This window comes from Streptomyces sp. NPDC007945 (genome assembly GCF_042958885.1).
Taxonomy (GTDB): domain Bacteria; phylum Actinomycetota; class Actinomycetes; order Streptomycetales; family Streptomycetaceae; genus Streptomyces.
Map to the genome: position 1 here is coordinate 321,608 of NZ_JBIBJV010000007.1, position 21,153 is coordinate 342,760.

18 protein-coding genes and 1 pseudogene are annotated in these 21,153 nt (G+C 74.3%); 5 read left to right on the forward strand and 14 right to left on the reverse strand.

Annotated features, from left to right (window positions below; translation table 11 throughout):
• Positions 1-301: 301 nt before the first annotated feature.
• A complete protein-coding gene (gene soxR, locus ACFZCF_RS23830; RefSeq protein ID WP_388447179.1) occupies positions 302-778 on the reverse strand; it encodes a redox-sensitive transcriptional activator SoxR in 477 nt (158 codons plus the stop codon).
• A gap of 120 nt (positions 779-898) precedes the next feature.
• Between soxR and ACFZCF_RS23835 the strand changes: the two genes are divergently transcribed.
• Positions 899-1,360: a MaoC family dehydratase gene (locus ACFZCF_RS23835; protein ID WP_388447181.1), complete on the forward strand. Its 462-nt coding sequence runs from the start codon at positions 899-901 to the stop codon at positions 1,358-1,360.
• Between the two features lie 62 nt (positions 1,361-1,422).
• On the opposite strand, the gene ACFZCF_RS23840 is transcribed toward ACFZCF_RS23835, so the two are convergent.
• The 3 genes from ACFZCF_RS23840 to ACFZCF_RS23850 all read right to left on the reverse strand — a co-directional run bounded on the left by ACFZCF_RS23840 (position 1,423) and on the right by ACFZCF_RS23850 (position 3,682).
• Positions 1,423-2,058 carry a TetR/AcrR family transcriptional regulator gene (locus ACFZCF_RS23840; RefSeq protein ID WP_388447183.1) on the reverse strand — a complete coding sequence of 212 codons (636 nt, stop codon included), beginning with the start codon at positions 2,056-2,058 and terminating at the stop codon, positions 1,423-1,425.
• A gap of 109 nt (positions 2,059-2,167) precedes the next feature.
• Complete coding sequence (locus ACFZCF_RS23845) at positions 2,168-2,458, reverse strand: YiaA/YiaB family inner membrane protein (protein ID WP_388447185.1); 291 nt, start codon at positions 2,456-2,458, stop codon at positions 2,168-2,170.
• Between the two features lie 72 nt (positions 2,459-2,530).
• Entirely contained in the window at positions 2,531-3,682 is a 1,152-nt protein-coding gene (locus tag ACFZCF_RS23850) for an acyl-CoA dehydrogenase family protein (RefSeq protein WP_391288613.1), read from the reverse strand.
• A gap of 67 nt (positions 3,683-3,749) precedes the next feature.
• Here ACFZCF_RS23850 and ACFZCF_RS23855 point away from each other — a divergent pair.
• The 3 genes and pseudogenes from ACFZCF_RS23855 to ACFZCF_RS23865 form a co-directional block, all read left to right on the forward strand.
• A pseudogene (locus ACFZCF_RS23855) lies at positions 3,750-4,376 on the forward strand (TetR/AcrR family transcriptional regulator); the annotation flags it as partial.
• A 213-nt stretch (positions 4,377-4,589) separates the two neighbouring features.
• Complete coding sequence (locus ACFZCF_RS23860; protein ID WP_388447189.1) at positions 4,590-5,285, forward strand: ArsR/SmtB family transcription factor; 696 nt, start codon at positions 4,590-4,592, stop codon at positions 5,283-5,285.
• A 105-nt stretch (positions 5,286-5,390) separates the two neighbouring features.
• Positions 5,391-6,326: a DMT family transporter gene (locus tag ACFZCF_RS23865; RefSeq protein ID WP_388447191.1), complete on the forward strand. Its 936-nt coding sequence runs from the start codon at positions 5,391-5,393 to the stop codon at positions 6,324-6,326.
• 22 nt (positions 6,327-6,348) lie between these two features.
• On the opposite strand, the gene ACFZCF_RS23870 is transcribed toward ACFZCF_RS23865, so the two are convergent.
• The 10 genes from ACFZCF_RS23870 to ACFZCF_RS23915 form a co-directional block, all read right to left on the reverse strand.
• The gene (locus ACFZCF_RS23870; RefSeq protein ID WP_388447193.1) at positions 6,349-7,428 is read right to left on the reverse strand and encodes a zinc-binding dehydrogenase; all 1,080 of its coding nucleotides are present in this window, start codon (positions 7,426-7,428) and stop codon (positions 6,349-6,351) included.
• A 46-nt stretch (positions 7,429-7,474) separates the two neighbouring features.
• On the reverse strand, positions 7,475-8,866 hold the full coding sequence (locus ACFZCF_RS23875) for an aldehyde dehydrogenase family protein (RefSeq protein ID WP_391288617.1): 1,392 nt from the start codon (positions 8,864-8,866) through the stop codon (positions 7,475-7,477).
• A gap of 249 nt (positions 8,867-9,115) precedes the next feature.
• On the reverse strand, positions 9,116-9,901 hold the full coding sequence (locus tag ACFZCF_RS23880) for a class F sortase (RefSeq protein WP_391288619.1): 786 nt from the start codon (positions 9,899-9,901) through the stop codon (positions 9,116-9,118).
• Entirely contained in the window at positions 9,888-10,541 is a 654-nt protein-coding gene (locus ACFZCF_RS23885; RefSeq protein WP_388447199.1) for a hypothetical protein, read from the reverse strand. The genes ACFZCF_RS23880 and ACFZCF_RS23885 overlap by 14 nt, the downstream gene beginning before the upstream one ends.
• A 117-nt stretch (positions 10,542-10,658) precedes the next feature.
• Complete coding sequence (locus ACFZCF_RS23890; RefSeq protein WP_388447201.1) at positions 10,659-12,083, reverse strand: CitMHS family transporter; 1,425 nt, start codon at positions 12,081-12,083, stop codon at positions 10,659-10,661.
• Between the two features lie 118 nt (positions 12,084-12,201).
• Entirely contained in the window at positions 12,202-14,418 is a 2,217-nt protein-coding gene (locus ACFZCF_RS23895) for a molybdopterin-dependent oxidoreductase (protein WP_391288621.1), read from the reverse strand.
• 96 nt (positions 14,419-14,514) lie between these two features.
• Entirely contained in the window at positions 14,515-15,162 is a 648-nt protein-coding gene (locus tag ACFZCF_RS23900; protein ID WP_388447205.1) for a TetR family transcriptional regulator, read from the reverse strand.
• A gap of 19 nt (positions 15,163-15,181) precedes the next feature.
• Positions 15,182-16,471: a hypothetical protein gene (locus tag ACFZCF_RS23905; RefSeq protein ID WP_391288624.1), complete on the reverse strand. Its 1,290-nt coding sequence runs from the start codon at positions 16,469-16,471 to the stop codon at positions 15,182-15,184.
• On the reverse strand, positions 16,468-17,349 hold the full coding sequence (locus ACFZCF_RS23910) for a hypothetical protein (RefSeq protein ID WP_391288625.1): 882 nt from the start codon (positions 17,347-17,349) through the stop codon (positions 16,468-16,470). Before ACFZCF_RS23910 ends, ACFZCF_RS23905 begins: the two co-directional genes overlap by 4 nt.
• Positions 17,346-19,643 carry a right-handed parallel beta-helix repeat-containing protein gene (locus ACFZCF_RS23915; RefSeq protein ID WP_391288627.1) on the reverse strand — a complete coding sequence of 766 codons (2,298 nt, stop codon included), beginning with the start codon at positions 19,641-19,643 and terminating at the stop codon, positions 17,346-17,348. The genes ACFZCF_RS23910 and ACFZCF_RS23915 overlap by 4 nt, the downstream gene beginning before the upstream one ends.
• 166 nt (positions 19,644-19,809) lie before the next feature.
• Between ACFZCF_RS23915 and hmgA the strand changes: the two genes are divergently transcribed.
• Positions 19,810-21,123 carry a homogentisate 1,2-dioxygenase gene (gene hmgA, locus ACFZCF_RS23920; RefSeq protein WP_391288629.1) on the forward strand — a complete coding sequence of 438 codons (1,314 nt, stop codon included), beginning with the start codon at positions 19,810-19,812 and terminating at the stop codon, positions 21,121-21,123.
• Positions 21,124-21,153: the final 30 nt, after the last annotated feature.

A 21,153-nucleotide genomic window follows, 5' to 3' on the forward strand; every position in this document is an offset into this window, starting at 1 on the left:
GGCGACGTGCGCGGCCGCCGGACGCCCCGCGGCGGAGGTGCGCTCTCGCCCCGGGCGGCGGGACCCGCGCCGACGGCGGTGCGGGGAGCCGGCCGCGTACCGGTGAGCGTGACGGCGCACGCGGGGGCCGATCCGGTCCGGAGCGGCGGATCGGCGCGTATCCGGCACCGGGAGACGCTCCCGGACCCGGCGCGGCGGATCGCGGTGGAGCGCGGCGGAGAGCGGCGGATCGCGGCGGAGCAGGTACGCGCCGTGCCGACGGATCTCCCCGTTCGCACCGGCCCGCCGGCGCTCCGGTCCTTCAGTCCTGGTCCTTGTCCTCGCGGCGGACGGGCAGCAGGCGGGAGCCGGCCATGCGCTCGCCGAACACGTCGTCGGGGTTGGAGAGCACGCAGGTCTCCAGGGACAGGCAGCCGCAGCCGATGCAGTCCGACAGGTGGTCGCGGAGCCGGCCGAGCTGCTTGATGCGGTCGTCGAGCTCGGTGCGCCAGGTGGCGGAGAGCCGGGACCAGTCCTCGCGGGTCGGGGTGCGCTCCTCGGGCAGCTCGGAGAGGGCCTCGCGGATGGTGGCGAGCGGGATGCCCACGCGCTGGGCGGCGCGGATGAAGGCGACCCGGCGCAGGGCGTCACGCCCGTAGCGGCGCTGGTTTCCGGCGGTGCGGCGGCTGCCGATGAGTCCCTTGGCCTCGTAGAAGTGGAGGGCGGAGACGGCGGCACCGCTGCGGGCGGAGAGCTGACCGACGGTGAGCTCGTGGATCTTCTCGGGAATCTGCGGCACCCCTCGAACCCTACTGGTCCGTCCCCGCCGGTCCGTTGACACGGAGAACTTCACCCCACATGCTGAGCAAGCGCTTAGACACAAACCGTTTGGTATGTCGTACGAGAAGGGACCGGGCACATGGCCGAGCCGAGGATCTTCACTTCCGCCGAGGAGCTGCGCGCGGGGGTCGGCGAGCAGCTGGGGCACAGCGACTGGCTGGAGATCGACCAGAAGCGGATCGACCTCTTCGCCGACGCCACCGGCGACCACCAGTGGATCCACGTGGACCCGGAGCGCGCCGCCGAGGGCCCCTTCGGCTCGACGATCGCGCACGGCTACCTCACCCTCTCGCTGCTGCCGCTCTTCGTGCCGCAGGTGCTGCGGGTCGAGGGCATGAGGATGGGACTGAACTACGGCACAGAGAAGGTGCGCTTCCCCGCGCCGGTGCCGGTCGGCTCGCGGCTGCGCGCCACCGCCGTGCTGACGAAGGTCGAGGAGGCCGGCGGTGGCGTCCAGGTCACCGCGAAGGTGACCGTGGAGCGCGAGGGCGGCGACAAGCCGGTGTGCGTCGCCGAGTCGGTCTCGCGCTACTTCTTCTGAGGCGCCTCCGCTTCCGCTTCCGAGGCGTCTCGGCTTCAAAGCGACTCCGCCCCGAGGCGCCGCTACGCCGCCGGAGCGCGGTGGCCCACCATGCGCAGCACGAGGTCGGCGTAGAGCGCGCCGACCTCGTCGGGCGTCCGGCGGCCCTCGGGGTTGAACCAGCGGGCGACGTCGATGCAGAGCGAGAGGACGGCGACGGTGGTGCCGGCGACGTCGGCCTGGTCGAACTCGCCGGCCGCCACGCCCTGCTCGATGATCCGGCGGACGCTCGCGTCGGTCTCCCGGCGCAGCTCCACGATCTCGGCGCGGTGCTCGGGGCCGAGCGCGTCGAGCTCGTACTGGACGACGCGGGCGGTGGTGTGGTGCTCGGCGTGCCAGCGGACGAAGGAGCGCACGGCGTCGGCGAGCCGCTCGGACGCGGCGCCGCCCCCGGACTCGGCGGCACGGAGGATCTCCAGCGCCTTGTCGTGGCCGATGCGGCTGATCCGGTGGAGCAGCTCTTCCTTGGTCTTGTAGTGGATGTAGAGCGCGGCCGGACTCATGCCGGCCCGCCCGGCGATGTCCCGGGTGGTGGTGGCGTGGTAGCCGCGCTCGGCGAAGGCCTCGACGGCCGCGACCAGCAGCCTCCGGGCGGCCTCGGGCGTGACCTCGCCCCAGGGCACGTCCTCGCCCTCGGGCGTCTGCTCCGCCGCGCTCATCCCACACTCCTCCTCGGACCGGTCAGGACGAACACCATACAACGAAGCTGAGCAAGCGCTTAGAGTCGTCCGCGCTCCGGGGTGCGCCCGGAGGCGCTTCAGGGGCAGCTCAGAGCTTCTGCTGGAAGGGGTCGTGCTCGGCGAGGAGCTTCTCCAGACGGGCCTGGTCCACCCGGCTGACGATCCGCTCCGTCTCCTGCCGGTCGCGGACCACCTTGGCGAGGGTGAAGGCCGAGGTGGTGAGGTAGAGGACGGAGACCGCGAGAAAGGCGCGCACCCAGGCGCTGGCCTCCAACTGGTAGATCCCGATGGAGACGGCCGCGAGGGCGATCGCGAAGGAGATGACGGCCTGGGCGTGGTAGGCGCTGGTGTTCTGCTGCTTGACCTGTGACTCGCTCATGGGGAGAGCTTCCGGCGGATGTGGTGGGCGCCACATCCGCACGGGTACTCAGAATCCGCTGGGGTCCGGGGCTCAGAAGGCGGAGACCCCGGTGAGCGACCGCCCGATGATGAGCTTCTGGATCTGGCTGGTGCCCTCGTAGAGGGTCATCACGCGGGCGTCGCGGAGCAGCTTGCCGACGGGGTACTCGTCGATGTAGCCGTAGCCGCCGAAGACCTGGAGCGCGTTGTTGGCGCAGCGCACGGCGGCCTCGGAGGCGTACAGCTTGGCCTTCGAGGCGGCGGTGGCGAAGTCCTCGCCGCGGTCGACGAGGTCGGCGACCCGCCAGGTGAGCAGCCGGGCCGCGTCCACGTCGACGGAGATGTCGCTGAGGAGTTCCTGGACGAGCTGGTACGAGGCGATGGGCTTGCCGAACTGCTCGCGCTCCCCCGCGTAGCGGACGGCGGCGTCGAGGGCGGCCTGGGCGATGCCGACGCAGCCGGCGGCGACCGACATCCGGCCCTTGGCGAGGGCGGACATGGCGACGGCGAAGCCCTTGCCCTCCGGGCCGAGCATCGCGGACGCGGGGACGCGCACGCCCTCCAGGACGAGTTCGGCGGTGGCCTGCCCGCGCAGCCCGAGCTTGCCGTGGACGGCGCGGCGGCTGAGACCGGGGGTGTCGGCGGGGACGAGGAAGGCGGAGACGCCCCGGTGGCCGGGGGCGCCGCCGGTGCGGGCGAAGAGCAGCACGACGTCGGCCCAGGTGCCGTTGGTGATGAACATCTTGGACCCGTCGATGACGTAGTCGCCGCCGTCGCGCACGGCCCGCGTGCTCAGGTTCCCCGCGTCGGAGCCGGTGCCGGGCTCGGTGAGGCCGAAGCAGCCGAGGGCCTCGCCGGAGGCCAGCCGGGGCAGCCAGGTCCGCTTCTGCTCCTCGGTGCCCCAGGAGGCGAGGGTCTTGGCGACCAGGCCGAGGGAGACGGAGACGATCCCGCGCACCGAGGAGTCGCCGCGCCCCAGCTCCTCGGTGACGAGGCAGTACGTGAGGTGGTCGCCGCCCGAGCCGCCGTACTCCTCGGGGAGCGTGAGCCCGAGGAAGCCGACGGCGCCGAGCTTCTTCACGATGCCCCGGTCCACCTCCTCGGCGCGGTCCCACGCGACGGCGTGCGGGGCGACCTCGCGGGCGACGAAGTCCTCGGCGAGCCGGCGTACGTCCTGCTGCTCCTCGCTCAGCGCCAGATCCACGGTGCCACCTCACCCATCCCTTTAATTACCACTGCTAGTTTTATTGGTGCCGCCTACTATGTGCGCCATGGCCCGACCGCGCAAGCCCCTGCTCAGCCGAGACCGCATCGTCGAGAAGGCGGGCGAGCTCGTCGACGCGGAGGGCCTGGACGCGCTCTCGACCCGGCGGCTCGCGGCGGAGCTCGGCGTCAGCGGGCCCTCGCTCTACAACCACTTCCGCACCAAGGACGAGATCCTGGACGCGGTCGCGGACGCGGTGAGCGCCAAGATCGACCTGTCGATGTTTGCGCCGGACGACCCGCGCGACTGGCGCACCGCCCTCCACGACTGGGCGCTCTCCTACCGGGCCGCCCTCGCCGACCACCCGCACATCGTGCCGGTCCTCGCGCAGGGCCCCGGCCGCCGCCCGGCGGGCCTCAAGGTCGCCGACGCCGTCTTCGGCGCCATGGTCAGGGCCGGCTGGCCGCCCGCCCAGGCCACCCACATCGGCGCCCTGATGCGGTACTTCGTCACCGGCTCGGCCCTCGGCTCCTTCGCCCGCGGCTTCGTCGACGACGAGACCGCGTACGACCCCGCCGACTACCCCCATCTCGGCCAGGCGCACCGGCTCGCGGAGCACCGCGAGAAGGTCGACGAGGGCGCCTTCGCGACGGGCCTGCGGGCCCTGCTCGACGGCCTGGGCGCGCAGTACGAGGTGCTGGACGCGGCCGAGGGCGGACCGGGCACGGGAGAGGGACGACCGGAGGCGGGCGCGGGAGAGGGAGAGGGACGGACGGGCTCGGGGAAGGGGAAGGCGGGCTCGGGGAGCGGGCCGGAGAGCTCGGGAAGCGGGCGGGCCGGCTCGGGGAGCGGGCGGGCGGCCCATGGTTCGGGCGCGGCCGAAGCGTGAGCGGGTGATCCTGGATCCATGGGAGCCAGTGAACTCGCCGCCTTCGCGGCGCTCTTCGCGGAGGAGAGCCGGGCCGCCATGGTGCTCGCCCTGCTCGACGGACGCGCCTGGACGGCCGGGGAACTCGCCCGGCACGCGCGCGTGGCGCCGTCCACCGCCACCGAACACCTCGGGAAGCTCGTCGCCGGCGGGGTGCTCACCGAGGAACGCCAGGGCCGGCACCGGTACGTACGGCTCGCCGGTCCCGGGATGGCTCAGCTGGTGGAGGAGCTCGCCGGCCTGGCCGGGCCCGGCGCGGCCGCGGCGCCCCGCTCGCTGGCGGCGGCGAGCGCGGGACGGGCGATGGCCCGCGGCCGCACCTGCTACGACCACCTCGCGGGACGGCTCGGGATCGCCGTCACCGACGCGTTGACCGCGCGCGGACTGCTGCGCCAGGACACCGGGTTCGCGCTCACGGACCGCGGCCTGGCGTGGTTCGCGGGCCTCGGGATCTCCCTCGTACCGAAGGGCAGGCGACCCCTCGCACGCGCCTGCCTGGACTGGACCGAGCGCCGCCCCCACCTCGCGGGCCTCGCCGGCGCGGCGCTCTGCGCGCACGCGCTGGACAGCGGCTGGTGCGTGCGCATCGGCTCCGAGCGCGCGGTGAAGGTCACCCCGGCCGGGGAACGCGCCCTGCGGCGCGAGCTCGGGATCGAGGCCGACGCGGTGCGGTGAGCGGCGGCACCGGGAGCGGGATCGGGGCGCGTCCGGGCGGCGGGCCGGGGGGGAGCCGGGGATATTGCGGTGTGGACCGAAGGGTGCGGGTCCTACCGTCGGGGCATGCCTAGAACCGTCTCCTCCGCCCGGCTCGCGCTCGCCGCCGCCGGGGTCACCGTCGTCCTGTGGGCGTCCGCCTTCGTCTCCATCCGCAGCGCCGGGGCCGCCTACTCCCCCGGCGCGCTCGCGCTCGGGCGGCTGCTCGCCGGGGCGCTGGTCCTCGGGGCCGTCCTCCTGATCCGGCGCGAGGGGCTGCCCGCCCGGGGCGCGTGGCCGGGGATCCTCGTCTCCGGACTCCTGTGGTTCGGGGTCTACATGGTCGTCCTGAACTGGGGCGAGCGGGAGGTCGACGCCGGTACCGCGGCCATGCTCGTCAACGTCGGCCCGATCCTGATCGCCCTCCTCGGCGCCCGCTTCCTGGGCGAGCGGCTGCCGCCCAGGCTGATCGCCGGCATGGCGGTGTCCTTCGCGGGCGCGGTGGCCGTGGGCCTGTCGATGTCCGGCGAGGACGGCCACGCCTCGGTCCTGGGCGTGGCCCTCTGCCTGCTGGCGGCGGTGGCGTACGCGGGCGGGGTCGTGGCGCAGAAGCCGGCCCTGGCCCACGCGAGCCCGCTCCAGGTGACGACCTTCGGCTGCGCGATCGGCGCCGCGGCCTGCCTCCCCTTCGCCGGACAGCTGGTGACGGAGGCGGCGCGGGCGCCGCTCTCCGCGACCGCGAACATGGTCTACCTCGGGGTCTTCCCGACCGCTCTCGCGTTCACGACCTGGGCGTACGCGCTGGCGCGGACGACCGCGGGACGGATGGGCGCGACCACGTACGCCGTGCCGGCCCTGGTGGTCCTGATGGCCTGGGCGCTGCTCGGCGAGCTGCCGGGGGCGCTGACGCTGGTCGGCGGCGCGCTGTGCCTGGCCGGGGTGGCGGTGGCGCGGTCCCGTCCGCGCGGGTCCGCCGCCCCGGCGTCCGCGGACTCCCCGGAGGAGACCGCGGACGCCCCGTGACGGCCGCGCCGTCGGCGCGGGCTCAGAAGACGACGAGGGCGCGGCCGCCCTTGCCCTGGACCATCGCGTCGAAGGCGCCGGGGATGCCGTCGAGGGTGATCCGCTCGGTGACGAGCGCGCCCAGGTCGAAGCGGCCGTCCCGGATGTGCGCGGCGATGACCGGCAGGTCGGCGGCCGGGTCCGCGTTGCCGTACACGCAGCCGGCGAGGGTGCGGCCCCAGTGGAAGATCTCCAGGGCGTGGAAGGAGACCTGCTGGTCCTTGCCGCCGATGCCGACGACGGTGGTGCGGCCGCCGCGCCGGGTGGACTCCCAGGCGGCGCGGATGGTGACGGCGCGGCCCACGCACTCGACGGCCACGTCGACGCCGTGCCCGCCGGTCAGGGCCCGGATCTCGCGGGCGGTCTTCTCGGAGGCCACGACGTACTCGGTGGCTCCGGCGGCCCGCGCCAGCCGCTCCTTCTCCGGGGAGACGTCCACGGCGACGATCGTGGAGGCCCCGGCTATCCGGGCGGCCTGGAGGGTGGCGAGGCCGACGCCGCCGACCCCGAAGACGGCGACGGTCTCGCCCTCCCGGACGCGGGCCGCGTGGTGCACGGCCCCCCAGCCGGTGAGGACGGCGCAACCGAGCAGGGCGGCGTCGGCGAGCGGGATGCCGTCCGGGACGGGCAGGACGCACTCGGCGCCGACGACCGTCTCCTCGGCGAAGGCGGCCACGTTGAGGCCCGGGTGCAGCTCGCGGCCGTCGGCGGTGCGGGCGTGCACGTTCGCCGCGCCGTTCAGGGCGTTGACGCAGAGCCAGACCTCGCCGAGCGAGCAGGGGTGGCAGGTGCCGCAGGACGGCGCCCAGTTGAGGACGACGCCGTCGCCGGGGGCGACGTGGGTCACCCCTTCGCCGACGGAGACGACGGTGCCGGAGCCCTCGTGGCCGAGGACGGCCGGGACCGGGACGCGCATGGTGCCGTTGGAGAGCGACAGGTCGGAGTGGCAGACGCCGGCCGCGGCGAGCCGGATCCGGACCTGGCCGGGGCCGGGCTCGGGCAGCTCGATGCCGGTGATCTCCAGCGGGGCACCGACGGCGGGCAGGACGGCGGCACGGATCACGGGAGGCTCCCTTTCTGCGGATTCGGGACGGGGCGCGGGCCGGGGCTCAGAACTGCAGGGACCGGGTCTGGAGGTACTCGGCGAGGCCGTGCGCGCCGAGCTCGCGGCCGATGCCGGAGCGCTTCCAGCCGCCGAAGGGGGCGAGCGGGTTGAACCGGCCGCCGTTGATGTCGACCTGGCCGGTCTCCATGCGGCGGGCGAAGGCGACGGCCTCGGTCTCCTCGCCCCAGACGGCGCCGCCGAGGCCGTACTCGGTGCCGTTGGCGATCGCGAGGGCCTCGTCCTCGTCCTCGTACCGGAGGAGGGAGAGGACCGGGCCGAAGATCTCCTCGCGGGCGATGGTCATGTCGGGCGTGACGTCGGCGAAGACGGTCGGCGCGACGTAGTAGCCGGTCTCCAGCGGGGCCTCGGCGCCGCCGGTGACGAGCCGCGCGCCCTCCTCGATCCCCTTCTCGATGTAGCCGCGGACGCGGTCGCGCTGGCGGGCGGAGACCAGCGGGCCGAGGCGCTCGCCGGGGGTGTACTTGGCGGCGGCCTCGGCGGCGAGCGCCACGGCCTCCTCGTACCGGTCGGCGGGGACCAGCATGCGGGTCCAGGCGCTGCACGTCTGGCCGGAGTTGGCCATGACGTTGCCGACGCCGACGGCGACGGCCTTGCCGAGGTCGGCGCTGGGCAGGATGACGTTGGCGGATTTGCCGCCGAGTTCGAGGGCGACCCGCTTGACCGCGCCGCCGGCGAGTGCGCCGATGCGGGCGCCGACGGCGGTGGAGCCGGTGAAGGAGACCAGGTCGACGCCGGGGTGCTCGACGAGGGCCTGGCCCGCGACCGTGCCGAGGCCGGTGACCAGGTTGAAGACGCCGGCCGGGACGCCGGCCTCGTGGACGGCCTCGGCGAACAGCTGGGCGGTGAGCGGGGTGTCCTCGGCGGGCTTGAGGACGGTGACGCAGCCGGCGGCGAGGGCGGGGGCGACCTTGGCGACGATCTGGTGGAGCGGGTAGTTCCAGGGGGTGATGGCGGCGACGACGCCGACCGGCTCCGCGTAGACGGTGGAGTTGCCGACCTCCTCCACGAAGGGGTGGGTGGCGGCCAGTTCGGCGTACGTGCCGGCCACCGCGACCGGCAGTCCGGCGTGCACGGCCGCGGCGATCTTCGCCGGGGCACCGAGTTCGGCGGTGACGGTGGCGGCGATCTCCTCGGCGCGGGCGGCCAGCGCGTCGCGCAGGGCGGCGATCCGGGCGGCCCGCTCGGCGGGCGGGGTGGCGGACCAGCCGGGCAGCGCGGCGCGGGCGGCGCGCACGGCGGCGTCGACGTCCTCGGCCGTGCCGGCCGGGACGTGGGCGATGACCTGCTCGGTGGCGGGGTCGACGACGGGGATCGTCCCGGAGCCGGCCGCGGGCCGCCACTCCCCACCGATGTACATCGCGTCGTGGGCCTTCATCAGCTTCCCCATTCCCTCTGCACTCGACCGCTCGCCTGCGGCGGCGGGGCCGAGGGTTCGGCTCCGCCGCCCCTAAACTAGCGACGTTAGTTTTAGGGCGCCAGGGGGTGTCGGAGTGGGGCCGGTCTCATCGCACGGCGCACCGTCCCGCGGCGGTGCAGGGCGGGCCCGCGGAACGGCCCCGGGCCGGGGCCGGGGCCCTGGGGGGCCGACGGTACCCGCCCCGGGGCCGGTGTGGGTCCCGGTCGTTCAGATCGTCTTGTCGACACCGGTGAGGTGGGCGAAGACGACGATGTTCGCGTCGTAGCCCGAGCCCCGGTCGTAGGCGCCGCCACAGGTCAGCAGGCGGAGTTCGGGGCGGCCGGTGGAGCCGTACACCTCCTTGTCCGGGAAGGCGGACTTCTGATAGGTGCGCACCTTGTCCACGGTGAAGACGGCGACCCGTCCGTCGGCGCGGGCCACCCGGACGGTGTTGCCGGGGCCGAGCGAGCCGAGGTCGAGGAAGACGGCCGGCCCGGTGAGGGTGTCGCGGTGGCCGACCATCACGGCCGTGCCCCGCTCGCCGGGGGCCGGACCGCGCGCGTACCAGCCGACCTTCTCCGGGTCGTCGACCGGGGGCACGCCCAGCTGCCCCTTCCGGTCGAGCGCGAGGTCCAGGACGGATGCCTCGATGGTGATCGCGGGAACGGCGAGGGCGGTGGGGCGCGAGCGGGAGAGCGGGGCGGGGGGCGGCGCCGGTTTCGCGGGCCGTGCCGGCGGCGCCGAGGCGCGGGGGCGGGCCTCGGCGCCGCCGGCACGGCTCCGGACGCCGTCCTTCGGTCCGGCGTCCCGCTCGCCGCCGGCTGCCGCCGGGGCGTCGGCGGCCGCGGGAACGGACTTGGCGTCGACCGCCGCCACGGGCCGCGGGTCGACGGGGTCTCCGTCCCCGCTCCACCACACGCCCCCGGTCACCAGGACCGTGGCCACCGCCACGGTCCTGGCGAGCCGGAAGAGCCGCCGCTGCCGGCGCGTGAGACGGGCCTTACGCCGCGCCATTGCTGCGGCGGCGCGAACGGCGGATCAGCACCACGCCGGCGAGACCCGCGAGGCCGGCCGCGGCGGCCGCGCCGACGCCGAAGGCCGAGGAGTCCTGCTCGGCCGCGAGCTGGGCGGCACCGCCGCCGCCGGCGCCGACCGGGCCGTGCGGGGGCTTGTGGTGGCCGTTGCCGCCGTTTCCGTTGCCGCCGTTCGGCGGGTTGGTGAAGCGGTCGCAGTCGACCCGGAAGACCTTGCTCTTCTTGGCGCCCATCTGGCCCGTCCAGGTCCACTCGACCTTGTACATGCCGTCGGGGAGCTCGATGTCCGGGGTGAAGCCGTTTCCGGCCGGGTCGACCATGATCGCCCCGCTCTTGACGGTGCCGCCCTTGGGGGGCTGGGGAGCGATCGTCCAGTTGAGCGTCTGCAGCCCGTCGAAGCCGAGGGCCGAGATGTAGAAGGTGCAGACCTTCGGCTCGTTGCGCTGGTCGGTCTCCGGGGTCCGCGGCGGCTCGTCGGCGCGGCCGGCGTGGTGGATCTTGACGTCGCCATTGTCACCGGGGGCGGCGTAGGCGGCCGGCGCGCCGGCGAAGACCAGGCCGCCGAGGACTGCGGAGACGGCGGCGGCGCCGACGACGGGACGGAAGGTACGGACAGTCATGCGGGTTCCTCCAGGATGAGCAGAGCGATCATCTTTGGCGATAATCCGACTATCCGTCACCGACCCGACACACGCGGTAGCGACATGCCCGCGCCGCGCCCAAGTCGCCCGTCCGGCTCAGACGATGCCGAAGAGGACCCCCGCCGCGAGCACCACGAGCGAGGTGAGGGCGGCCCACTTCACGGTGAAGCGGGTGTGGTCGCCGAACTCCACCTTCGCCATGCCGACCAGCACGTACACCGCCGGGACGAGCGGGCTGGACATGTGCAGCGCCTGGCCGGCGAGCGAGGCGCGGGCGATCTCCAGCGGGGACACGCCGTGGGCGGCGCCAGCCTCGGCCAGGACGGGCAGGACGCCGAAGTAGAAGCCGTCGTTCGACATGAAGTAGGTGAGCGGCAGGCTCAGCACCCCGGTGACCAGCGCCATGTGCGGGCCCATCGCGTCGGGGATGGCGCCCACCAGCCAGTCCGCCATGTGCTTGACCATGCCGGTGCCGGTGAGGACACCGGTGAAGACGGCGGCGGCGAAGACCATGCCGGAGACGTTGAGGACGTTGTCCGCGTGCGCGGCCAGCCGCTCCTTCTGGTCGGCGGGGCGCGGGAAGTTCACGGTGAGCGCGAGGGCGGCGCCGATGAGGAAGAGCACCGGGATCGGCAGCACTTCGAGGATCATCGCGGTGAGCAGGCCGACGGTGAGCGCGGCGTTGAACCAGTACAGCCGGGGCCGGAGCGTGGCGCGGTGCGGGTCGAGGCCCTGGAAGCCCGTGGCCGGGGCGTCCTGCTCCGCCTCCCCGGGGGCGTCGCCGGCCGCGCCGGCACCGCCGCCGGTCCGCCGGGCCGCCCCCTCGCCCTTGCCCTCGCTCGCGCCGGCGCCCACGAGGACGGTCTCCGCGTCGGCCCCGGGGGCGAGCGCCTCGTCGAGGGTGAGGTAGCCGATCCGCTTCCGCTCCCGGCGGCCGAGGACGTAGGCGAGGGCGAGCACGAAGAGCAGGCCGACCGCCAGGGCCGGGATCATCGGCACGAAGATGTCGCCGGCGTCGAGCTTGAGCGCGGTCGCGGCACGGGCGGTGGGACCGCCCCAGGGCAGGGTGTTCATCACGCCGTTGGCCGTGGCCGCCACGCCGGTGAGGACGACGAGGCTCATGCCGAGCCGCTTGTAGAGCGGGTACATCGCCGAGACGGTGATCATGAAGGTGGTGGAGCCGTCGCCGTCGAGGGAGACGATCGCGGCGAGGACCGCCGTGCCGACGACCACGCGGACCGGGTCGGCCTTGCAGAAGCGCAGGATGGCCCGGACGATCGGGTCGAAGAGGCCGACGTCGATCATCACGCCGAAGTAGACGATCGCGAACATGAGCATGGCCGCGGTGGGGGCCAGCTTGCCCACGCCGTCGATGACGTAGTCACCGAGCTGCGCGCCCTGTCCGACCGCGACGCAGAACAGGGCGGGGATCAGGACGAGCGCCGCGATCGGCGACATCCTCTTCATCATGATCAGGACCAGGAAGGTCGCGATCATGGCGAAGCCGAGGACGGTCAGCATGGAGGCACCTCACGTTCACCGTTGAACAGCCGCCGAGCGGCGGTCCGGATGACCGTAGGTGCCCCCTTCCGGCCTCAACAAGGGGTCGACTCGTGAGCAATACGAGCAAAACCCCAGGTCACAGGAGGGGTGCCGGTTCGAGCGGGGCCACCTCCACCGGGAAGCCGTTGAGGACGGCGGTGCCGGAGAGCGGGTCGAGGAGGGTGCCGTCGAGCAGTTGGTTGACGTTGACGCCGGGCCGGGCGGCGGCCACGGACATGCGGGTGCCGGGCCGGTCGTGCCCCCAGCCGTGCGGCAGGCTGACCACGCCGGGCCGCACCGCGTCGGTGACCTCGACCTCCACCGTCAGCTCGCCGCCCGCGCCCGCGATCCTGGCGGGACCGCCGTCCGCGAGCCGCAGCCGCTCGGCGTCCCGCGGGTGCACCTGGAGGGTGCAGCGGTTGGAACCCCCGTTGAGCGCCGGGGCGTTGTGGAGCCAGCTGTTGTTGGACCGCAGGTGGCGGCGGCCCACCAGCAGGAGGGTCCCCGGCTCCGGTACGGCGGTGAGGGCGGCCCGCAGCCGGGGCAGGTCGGCGGCGATCGGGTCAGGGAGGAGTTCGATCCGGCCGCTGCGGGTCCTCAGGACCTCGTCGAGGCGGGGCTTGAGCGGGCCGAGGTCGATGCCGTGCGGGTGCGCCTTCAGCTCGTCGAGGGTGAGCTCGTACGGGCCGAGGCGCAGCATCAGGTCCAGGCGCCGCTCGGCTCCGCTCGCCCCGCCGAGCCCGGCGGCGAACTCCTTCGGATCGGCGCCGAACGCGGGCGAGTGCGGCTGGGTGACGGCCTTGGCGAGGGTGGCGTCCACGGCGAGGTCGTCGACGGCGGACGGCGGGGCGCCGTGCATGCCGGACGCGGCGAGGATCAGCCGGGCGTGGATCTCGCACTCGTCCATCAGCCCGGCCTCCAGGGGCACGGCGGCCGGGGTGTGGCGGACCTGGTCGCGGACGGCGAACCCGTTGAAGGCGAAGTCGAAGTGGGCGCTCTGGGAGGGCGGCGGCGGGGGCAGCACGACGTCGGCGTGGCGGGTCGTCTCGTTGAGGTAGGGGTCGACGCAGACCATCAGGTCGAGGCTTTCGAGGGCCGCGTCGAGCCGGAGCCCGTCGGGGGCGGAGAGGACGGGGTTGGCGGCGATGGTGATCAGGGCCCGGATGCGTCCCTCCCCCGGGGTGTCGATCTCCTCGGCGAGGGCGGCGAGCGGGAACTCCCCCTTGACCTCGGGGTGTCCGGAGACGCGGCTGCGGCGGCGGCCGAGGAGGAAACCGCGGCCAGGACCGGCGGGTCCGGGCGCCGGAGCGGTGGCGGAGCGGGGGAAGAGGGCGCCGCCGGGCCGGTCGAGGTTGCCGGTGAGGACGTTGAGGACGTCGACGAGCCAGTTGGCGAGGGTGCCGTGGGACACGGTGGAGCTGCCCATCCGCCCGTAGACGGCGGCGGTGGGCGCCGCGGCGAGCTCCCGGGCGACGGCGCGGATCGTGTCGGGGTCGAGCTCGCAGACCGGGGCGACGGCCTCGGGGCTGAACTCCCGTACGGCGTCCCGGACCCGGTCGACGCCCTCGGTGCGGTCGGCGAGCGGGCCGGGGTCGGCGAGGTCCTCGGCGAAGAGCGTGTGGACCAGGGCGGCGAGGAGGAGGGCGTCGGTGCCGGGCCGGGGGGCGAGGTGGCGGTCGGCGAGGCGGGCGGTGCGGGTGCGCCGGGGGTCGACGACGGTGAGGGTGCCGCCGCGGCGGCGGAGCGCGGCGAGCCGGCCGGGGAAGTCGGGGGCGGTGCAGAGACTTCCGTTGGAGTCCAGCGGGTTGGCGCCGATGACCAGGAGGTGGTCGGTGCGGTCCAGGTCGGGCACGGGGATGGCGAAGGGGTCCCCGAAGAGGAGGCCGCTGGAGACGTGCTTGGGCATCTGGTCGAGCGTGGAGGCGGTGAAGAGGTTGCTCGTGCCCGTGGCGCGGAGGAGGAGGGGCGGGTAGAGCGCTCCGGCCATCGTGTGGACGTTGGGGTTGCCCAGGACGATGCCCAGGGCGTCGGGGCCGTAATCCTCGATCAGCGGGCGGATCCTCGCCGCGATCGTGTCGAAGGCCTCCTCCCAGCTCGCCTCCCGCAGCCTGCCGTCCTCGCGGACGAGCGGGGTGCGCAGTCGGTCGGGGTCGGCGTCGACCTGGGGGAACGCGGCGCCCTTGGGGCAGAGGAAGCCTCGGCTGAAGACGTCGTCCCGGTCGCCTCGGGCGCCGGTGACCCGGCTGCCGTCGAGGGTCAGGACGAGTCCGCAGGTCGCTTCGCAGAGGGGGCAGATGCGTGGGGCGGTGGACATGGCGTCTCCCGTGGACGGCGGCGGGGCGGCGGTCGCGGCGAGCATACCGACCGGTAGGGACGTACGGGAGGGGAAGCGCGGCTCCGCCCCGCGCGGTCAGCCGGCCAGGGAGGGCGCGAGGTAGGCGTGGAGCAGCTGCCGGGTCTCGTCGATGAGCGCCGGGTCGCCGGCGGGGTCGGCGCGGAAGGCGAGGCGGACCAGGGTGTCGGCGGTCTCGACGCCGACGAGGACCTTGCGGCGCAGCGTCTCGTCGGCGGTGCGGCCGAGGTGGGCGGCGAGGAGGCCGCAGATCCGTTCGGCGACCATGCCGTTGGGGTCCTCGGCGGCCCCTTCCCCGGCCTCGTCGGCGGCGGGCACGCCGAAGTCGACGAGGGCGAAGCCGGGGACGCTGCGCTTCATCGCGAGGAACTCGTCGAGGACGCCGTCGATGGCGGAGTGCTCGTCGAGGACGGGCGTCCGCTCGAAGCGGGCGGAGATCCGCTCGGCGTAGCGGTCGAGGTTGCGGTGGGCGAGGGCGGCGACCATGGCCCGCTTGTTGCCGAAGAAGCGGTAGACGGAGCCGATCGGGACGCCGGCGCGGACGGCGACGGCCCGGGTGCTCAGCTGCTCGTAGCCGGTCTCGTCGAGGAGTCCGGCGCAGGCGTCGAGGATGCGGGCGAGCCGCTCGGCGCTGCGCTGCTGGACGGGGGTGCGGCGGAGCGCGGGGGGCGCGTCGTGCGGGCGGGTCTGGGGCACGGGGTCCATGATGCCGGTCCGATCCGGTTCAGGCGATGAGCAGTCCGATGCCGCCGAGGGTGTACGCGATCATCAGCGCGAACAGCGGGAGTTGGCCGGCGACGGCCCGGGCGGGCGGGAAGAGGCGGACGGACCGGTCGTGGGCGGCGACGACGCCGAGGACGTGGCCGGTGACGATCGAGGCGACCTGGAGGGCGGCGAGGCCCCCGGGGCCCAGGGGTGGAGCGGGCGAGGGGGCGTTGTCAGTGCCGGCTGCCATCATGACGGTGCGTGGCCCTTCGACTGCGATGAGTGAGAAGTAGTGGGCGGTGAGGTAGCCGAGGGCGATGGGGAGCAGCGAGTGGGCGAAGGAGGTGAGAGGGGTGGTGAGGCCGCGGTTCAGGAGGCGGAGGGTGCCGGCGCAGAGTCCGTAGCAGGTGGCGGTGAGGGCGACGGCGGAGAGGAGGCCGAGGGTGGCGGTGGCGGTCGGGCCGAGTGAGGAGGTCTGGAGGGTGGTGATCCAGCGGGGGTTGTCGGAGAGGCCGTCGTAGGCGGTGGTGCCGAGGAGGACGCAGACGGTGGCGACGAGCCCGGGGGTCCCGGGGGTGGAGTCGAGGCCGTCGAAGGGCGAGCGGAGGACGAGTCGGCCGTCGGCGCGGCGACCGAGTGGGGAGAGGCGGGCGAAGAGGGAGGAGTAGGCCTCGAAGGGGTCGGCGTGGGTGAACCAGTCGGCGCCGTGGCGGGCGGCGCCGAGGAGTTGGACGGCGAGGTGGACGGCGAGGGCGGTGAGGAGGACGGGACGGGAGGTGTTGGCGGGGGCGACGAGTTCGAGCCAGGCGAAGAGGAGGAGTCCGGCGGCGGCGGGGCGGATGCCGACGGCGGCGGGGACGGGGCGGGGGGCGCGGGGCGGCCGGAGCGAGAGGAGGGCGCGCAGCGGGTTGAGGAGGCGCCAGGCGGGGCCGAGGAGGAGGGAGGCGGGGACGAGTCCGACCCAGAGGAGGACGTAGAGGGCGCCCGGGGCGGGGTTGCGGTCGGGGTCGTCGGGGCCGAGGAGGAGGTGGGCGAGGAAGAACAGGGCGAGTGCGGCGCCGAGGAGGCGGAGGGCGGTGCGGGTGGCGGGGGCGTCGGCGAGGCGCTGGAGGGAGGCGGGGAGGGGGCGGCCTGCTCGGTCGCCGCGGAAACGGGAGGAGGACCAGAGCAGGGCGAGGCCGAGGAAGGAGACGAGGAGGGCGGTGAAGGCGCCGGCGTAGGCGTAGAAGGGAGAGAGGGGCAGGTCGTGCTGGGCGCCGACGCCGTGGGCGAGCGGGAGCGGCGGGGCGGCGGCCCGGACTCCCTTCATCGGACGACCAGTTGGGTGAGCACGAGTCCGGACTCGTGGGTCTCCACCTCGAAGAGGCCGGTGCGGTCGGCGGTCAGGGTGAGGATGGCGGGGGCGCCGGGCGTGAGGGGGGCCTCGCGGTCGTAGCCGTGGACGTGCACGGTGTCGGCGCGGTCGGAGGTGACGCGGAGGGTGACCCGCTCCCCCTTCCTCAGCTCGACGCGGGAGGGGGCGGGCGCGACGGTCGAGCCGGTGACGCGGATGTCGAGGGTGCGTCCGTCGGGAGAAGGGGTGGGGGGTGCGGAGGATGACGGGGAGGGCGGCGCGGAGGTGGAGGCGGAGGTGGAGAGGGGGAGGGTGAGGGTGGTCTGGACGGGGGTGCCGGCGACGGACCAGACCGTGTGGTCGTCCGCGTACAGGCGGACGGTGAAGGTGCGGGCGCCGGGCGGGAGGTGGAGCCAGGGGCCGTAGGCGCGGGCGGTCTCGCGGCCGTCGACGCGGAGGCGGGCGTGGCCGCGGCCGGGCAGGGCGGCGCCGCCGATGGACTCGGGGGTGAAGCGGAACCTCTCCACGGTGAGGTGGACGTTCCAGCCGCCCTCGGTGTCCGGGTGGGCCTCGGCGCGGACGGCGGGCGCGTCCGCGGCGGGCAGGTCGCGGAGGCGGTGCCCCGAGTCGTCGCGGGCGGCGAGCAGGGTGCCGGCCTCGCCGGTGGCCTGCTCGTGGCCGGTCCCGGGCCGGTGATGCGTGGTGGGCCGGTCGCCGCACCCCGCGACCAGGAGCAGGACGACGGCGAGCACGGCGGTCGCCGGCAGCGGGGCCGTACGACGGTGGGGCGCGGGGCGGGCCAGGGCGCGGGCCTCGGGGCGGGAGGCGGACAGGGCTCCCGGGCGGCGGGTCATGCGGTGGTCCCCTCGCCGGGCTTCCCGGCCTTGCGCGCCCCAGGTTCGGGGCCCTCGGGCTCGGGTTCTCCGGCCGCGCCTCCCCGGGCCTCGGGCTCTCGGGCCCCGCCTCCCCCGACCCCGGGTTCTCCGGACGGGGGTTCCGGGCTGGTGGCGGTGGCGGCGCCAGTGGCGGTGCCCGAGCCAATGCCAGTGACCGTGCTGGTGGCCGTGTCGGCGCCGGTGCCCGTGCTGGTGCCGGTGTCGGTGCTGGTTCCGGTGGCCGTGCCGGTGCCAGTGCCGGTGGCCGTGGTCGTAGCCGTGGCCGTGGCCGTGACGGCCCAGAGGATCCAGACGGCGCCGAGGAGGAGGCGGAGCCAGGCGGGGCTGAGGGGGGTGCCGGGGATCATCAGGACGGCCTTGTCGAAGGCGTCGAGGAGGGTGAGGAGGCCGAGGGCGACCGTCGTCCAGGCGAAGACGGGCCGGGTGGGGCGCAGGAGGAGGCCGGTGACGGTCCACCAGGCGCCGGTGAGGAGGAGGGCCAGGGCGGGGACGTGGGTCGAGGCGAGGGTGAGGGTGGCGCCGGCGACGTCGAGGGCGAGCCCGGCGAGGCCGGTGGCGAGGGCGACGGCGGCGAGGCGGCGGCCGCGCAGGCGGCGCCACCAGAGGGCGGTGCCGACGAGGGCGAGGAGGAGGGAGGTGGCGAGGGCCAGTTGGACCTCGACGCGTTCCAGGCCGCGGGCGCCGTACCAGTCGCAGCCGGCGGGCAGGCGGCGGGCCTGGACGTCGTAGTCGGCGCAGACGAGGAGCTGGGCGAGCTTGACGGGTTCGCCGACGAGCCGGGCGGTGGCGCCGGAGACGTCGCCGCGGGTGGCGCCGCAGACGGGCAGGGTACGGGGGCTGGAGGCGCCGGTGCCGTCCTGCCAGCAGTTCTGCCGGCCCTGGCCGTCCCACCAGACGTCGGCGCGGTTGGGGCGGGGGGTGCCGGCCTTGTCGGTGCCGAGGTGGTTGTTCGCGTAGCGGTTGTGGTGGGAGGTGTCGGTCTGCTTGGACCAGGCGGATTCGCCGCGGATGAAGGCGGGGACGGCGTTGAGGTAGAAGGCGGTGCGGTCGTGGCCGTAGATCCAGTTGTCCTCGTAGAGGTTCCAGTTGCCGCCGGCGGTGATGATGCCGGAGCCGGGCGGCATGGAGATCTGCGGGCAGACGACGCCGTTCTCGTAGCCGCGCTCGGCGGGTGGCCTGGCGCAGGTGCCGTCGGCGACGTACCGGTAGTAGTCCTGGTTGTTGTCGTGGATCAGGTTGCGCTCGAACCTGGCGTGGTTCTGCGGGAGTCCGGGGTGGCCTGGGAAGGCGGAGTCCATGGAGGCGCCGCCCATGTTGTGGTCGAACTCGTTGTCGTGGACCCAGACCGAGTCCCCGGCGGTGCCGGAGTAGCCGACCATGTTGTGGTGGCTGCGGCAGCCGGTGATCTCGATGGAGTAGCGGGGGACGTCGTAGCCGCGCCCGTCGTTGATGTTCGAGGCCGAGCCGGGGTAGATGCCGGAGTCGCCGTTGCCGTAGGACTCGCAGTCCTTGTAGAGGCCGTGGTCGGAGGCGAAGGTGAGGAAGCCGTACTCGTCGTTCCAGCGGGTGAGGACGTCGTCGATGACGAAGCCGTCGGCGGCCAGCACGTACAGCGAGTTGAAGGTGGTGCGCTGGGCGGTGAAGTTGCGGAAGTAGACGCCGTCGGAGCGGTCCGCGCGGAGGGCGTTGAGCTTGGCGTACTTCGCGTCGAGGACGACGTCGAGGCGGGAGGCGCCGGTGCCCTCGATCTGGAGGTCCCTCTTGCCGAGGACGGCGACCAGGTTCTGGTTGTGCGGGCAGCGGACCTGCTGCTCGTAGGACAGGATCTGGTAGCCGAAGGAGGAGGTGGGGGCGTCCAGGGAGGCGCAGGCGCCGGTGGGGGCCGGGAGCGAGGGCTCCTCCTCGTACAGGCCCGGCAGGATCGCGATGTTCATGCCGGGGCGGTCGACGGCGTCGACGGCCTGCTGGAGGTGGCGGTACCCCGAGCGGCCGCAGCGGGCGAAGAGCTCCTGGTTGCGGGCCTTGAGGGCGGCCGGGAAGGCGGCGATCCGGCGTTCGAAGTCGACCCGGTCCGTCTTGCAGACGAGGAGGTCGGGTTCGCCGGTGCGGAGCTTCGGCACGCTGCCGGAGCCGTCGGGGAAGGTGACGGGCCGCTCCTCGTGCGCCTGGGCGCCGGGGGCGGTGGACAGGGCCGCGGCGAGTACCGCGAGCACGACCGAGAGCACGGAGACGAGCTTTCTGGTCCACGACATGGCCGCGAGAGTAGAGCATTGTTCATCTTTTCGACCCCGTCGTGCACGGACGGATCGCCGCGGGTGCGCGGACGTTCCGCCGACGCCGATCCCCCCGCCCCGTTGACGGGAGCGGCGCAGAATCCTACGGTCATCTATAGGATTTCTTTCAGGACAGGAGCGGGCGATGACGACCGAGCAGGCCAGGAAGACGGCCGAGGCGCTCACCTACAGCACCGGATTCGGCAACGAGCACGGTTCCGAGGCGCTCCCCGGCGCCCTGCCGGAGGGCCGCAACTCGCCGCAGCGCGCCCCGCTCGGGCTCTACGCCGAGCAGCTCAGCGGCAGCGCGTTCACCGAGCCGCGGGCGCACAACCGGCGTTCGTGGCTGTACCGGATCCGCCCGTCGGCGGCCCACCCGCCGTTCGTCCGGACCGACAACGGCGCGGTGCGCACCGCCCCCTTCGCCGAGACGGTCGCCGACCCCAACCGGCTGCGCTGGAACCCGCTGCCGGACCCGGCGCCCGGCACCGACTGGCTGGCCGGCCTGTGGACCCTCGGCGGCAACGGCGACGTGACCCAGCGGACCGGCATGGCCGTGCACCTCTACCACGCCAACGCCTCCATGGCGCGGGTCTTCGGCGACTCCGACGGCGAGCTGCTGATCGTGCCCGAGCGCGGCGGCCTCCTCCTCCGCACCGAGCTGGGGCTGCTCGCGGCCCGCCCGGGCGAGGTCGCGCTGATCCCGCGCGGCGTCCGCTTCCGCGTCGAGCTGCTCGACGAGACCGCGCGCGGCTACGTTTGCGAGAACTACGGCGCCCCCTTCCAGCTCCCCGACCTCGGCCCCATCGGCGCCAACGGCCTGGCCAACGCCCGGGACTTCCGCGCCCCGGTCGCCGCCTACGAGGACGTCGAGGGTCCGGTCGAGGTGGTCAACAAGTTCTGCGGCAACCTCTGGACGGCGACGTACGGCCACTCCCCGCTGGACGTCGTCGCCTGGCACGGCAACCACACCCCGTACGTCTACGACCTGCGCCGCTTCAACGTCATCGGGACGATCTCCTACGACCACCCCGACCCGTCGATCTTCACCGTGCTGACCTCGCCCTCCGACACCCCCGGCCTGGCCGGCGTCGACTTCGTGGTCTTCGCCCCGCGCTGGCTGGTCGGCGAGGACACCTTCCGGCCGCCGTACTTCCACCGGAACGTGATGAGCGAGTACATGGGCCTCATCGAGGGCGCGTACGACGCCAAGGCCGAGGGCTTCGTGCCCGGCGGCGGCTCGCTGCACAACATGATGTCCGCGCACGGCCCCGACCGGGAGACCTTCGACAGGGCGAGCGCCGCCGAGCTGAAGCCGCAGAAGATCGACGACGGCCTGGCCTTCATGTTCGAGACGCGGTGGCCGGTGACCGCGACCGCGCAGGCCGCCGGCGCCGACCACCTGCAGCGCGGCTACGACGACGTGTGGCAGGGTCTTGAGCGTCATTTCCGGCCGTAGGCTCCGCTTTCCGGCCGCGTAGAGTCCGCT

Excerpts from the sequence above, each read along its gene's own strand:
- ACFZCF_RS23835 (WP_388447181.1), top strand. The coding sequence starts at position 899 with ATGGCCGAGCCGAGGATCTTCACTTCCGCCGAGGAGCTGCGCGCGGGG.
- ACFZCF_RS23840 (WP_388447183.1), bottom strand. The coding sequence starts at position 2,058 with ATGAGCGCGGCGGAGCAGACGCCCGAGGGCGAGGACGTGCCCTGGGGC.
- ACFZCF_RS23845 (WP_388447185.1), bottom strand. The coding sequence starts at position 2,458 with ATGAGCGAGTCACAGGTCAAGCAGCAGAACACCAGCGCCTACCACGCC.
- ACFZCF_RS23860 (WP_388447189.1), top strand. The coding sequence starts at position 4,590 with ATGGGAGCCAGTGAACTCGCCGCCTTCGCGGCGCTCTTCGCGGAGGAG.
- ACFZCF_RS23865 (WP_388447191.1), top strand. The coding sequence starts at position 5,391 with ATGCCTAGAACCGTCTCCTCCGCCCGGCTCGCGCTCGCCGCCGCCGGG.
- ACFZCF_RS23875 (WP_391288617.1), bottom strand. The coding sequence starts at position 8,866 with ATGAAGGCCCACGACGCGATGTACATCGGTGGGGAGTGGCGGCCCGCG.
- ACFZCF_RS23880 (WP_391288619.1), bottom strand. The coding sequence starts at position 9,901 with ATGGCGCGGCGTAAGGCCCGTCTCACGCGCCGGCAGCGGCGGCTCTTC.
- ACFZCF_RS23885 (WP_388447199.1), bottom strand. The coding sequence starts at position 10,541 with ATGACTGTCCGTACCTTCCGTCCCGTCGTCGGCGCCGCCGCCGTCTCC.
- ACFZCF_RS23890 (WP_388447201.1), bottom strand. The coding sequence starts at position 12,083 with ATGCTGACCGTCCTCGGCTTCGCCATGATCGCGACCTTCCTGGTCCTG.
- ACFZCF_RS23895 (WP_391288621.1), bottom strand. The coding sequence starts at position 14,418 with ATGTCCACCGCCCCACGCATCTGCCCCCTCTGCGAAGCGACCTGCGGA.
- ACFZCF_RS23900 (WP_388447205.1), bottom strand. The coding sequence starts at position 15,162 with ATGGACCCCGTGCCCCAGACCCGCCCGCACGACGCGCCCCCCGCGCTC.
- ACFZCF_RS23905 (WP_391288624.1), bottom strand. The coding sequence starts at position 16,471 with ATGAAGGGAGTCCGGGCCGCCGCCCCGCCGCTCCCGCTCGCCCACGGC.
- ACFZCF_RS23910 (WP_391288625.1), bottom strand. The coding sequence starts at position 17,349 with ATGACCCGCCGCCCGGGAGCCCTGTCCGCCTCCCGCCCCGAGGCCCGC.
- ACFZCF_RS23915 (WP_391288627.1), bottom strand. The coding sequence starts at position 19,643 with ATGTCGTGGACCAGAAAGCTCGTCTCCGTGCTCTCGGTCGTGCTCGCG.
- hmgA (WP_391288629.1), top strand. The coding sequence starts at position 19,810 with ATGACGACCGAGCAGGCCAGGAAGACGGCCGAGGCGCTCACCTACAGC.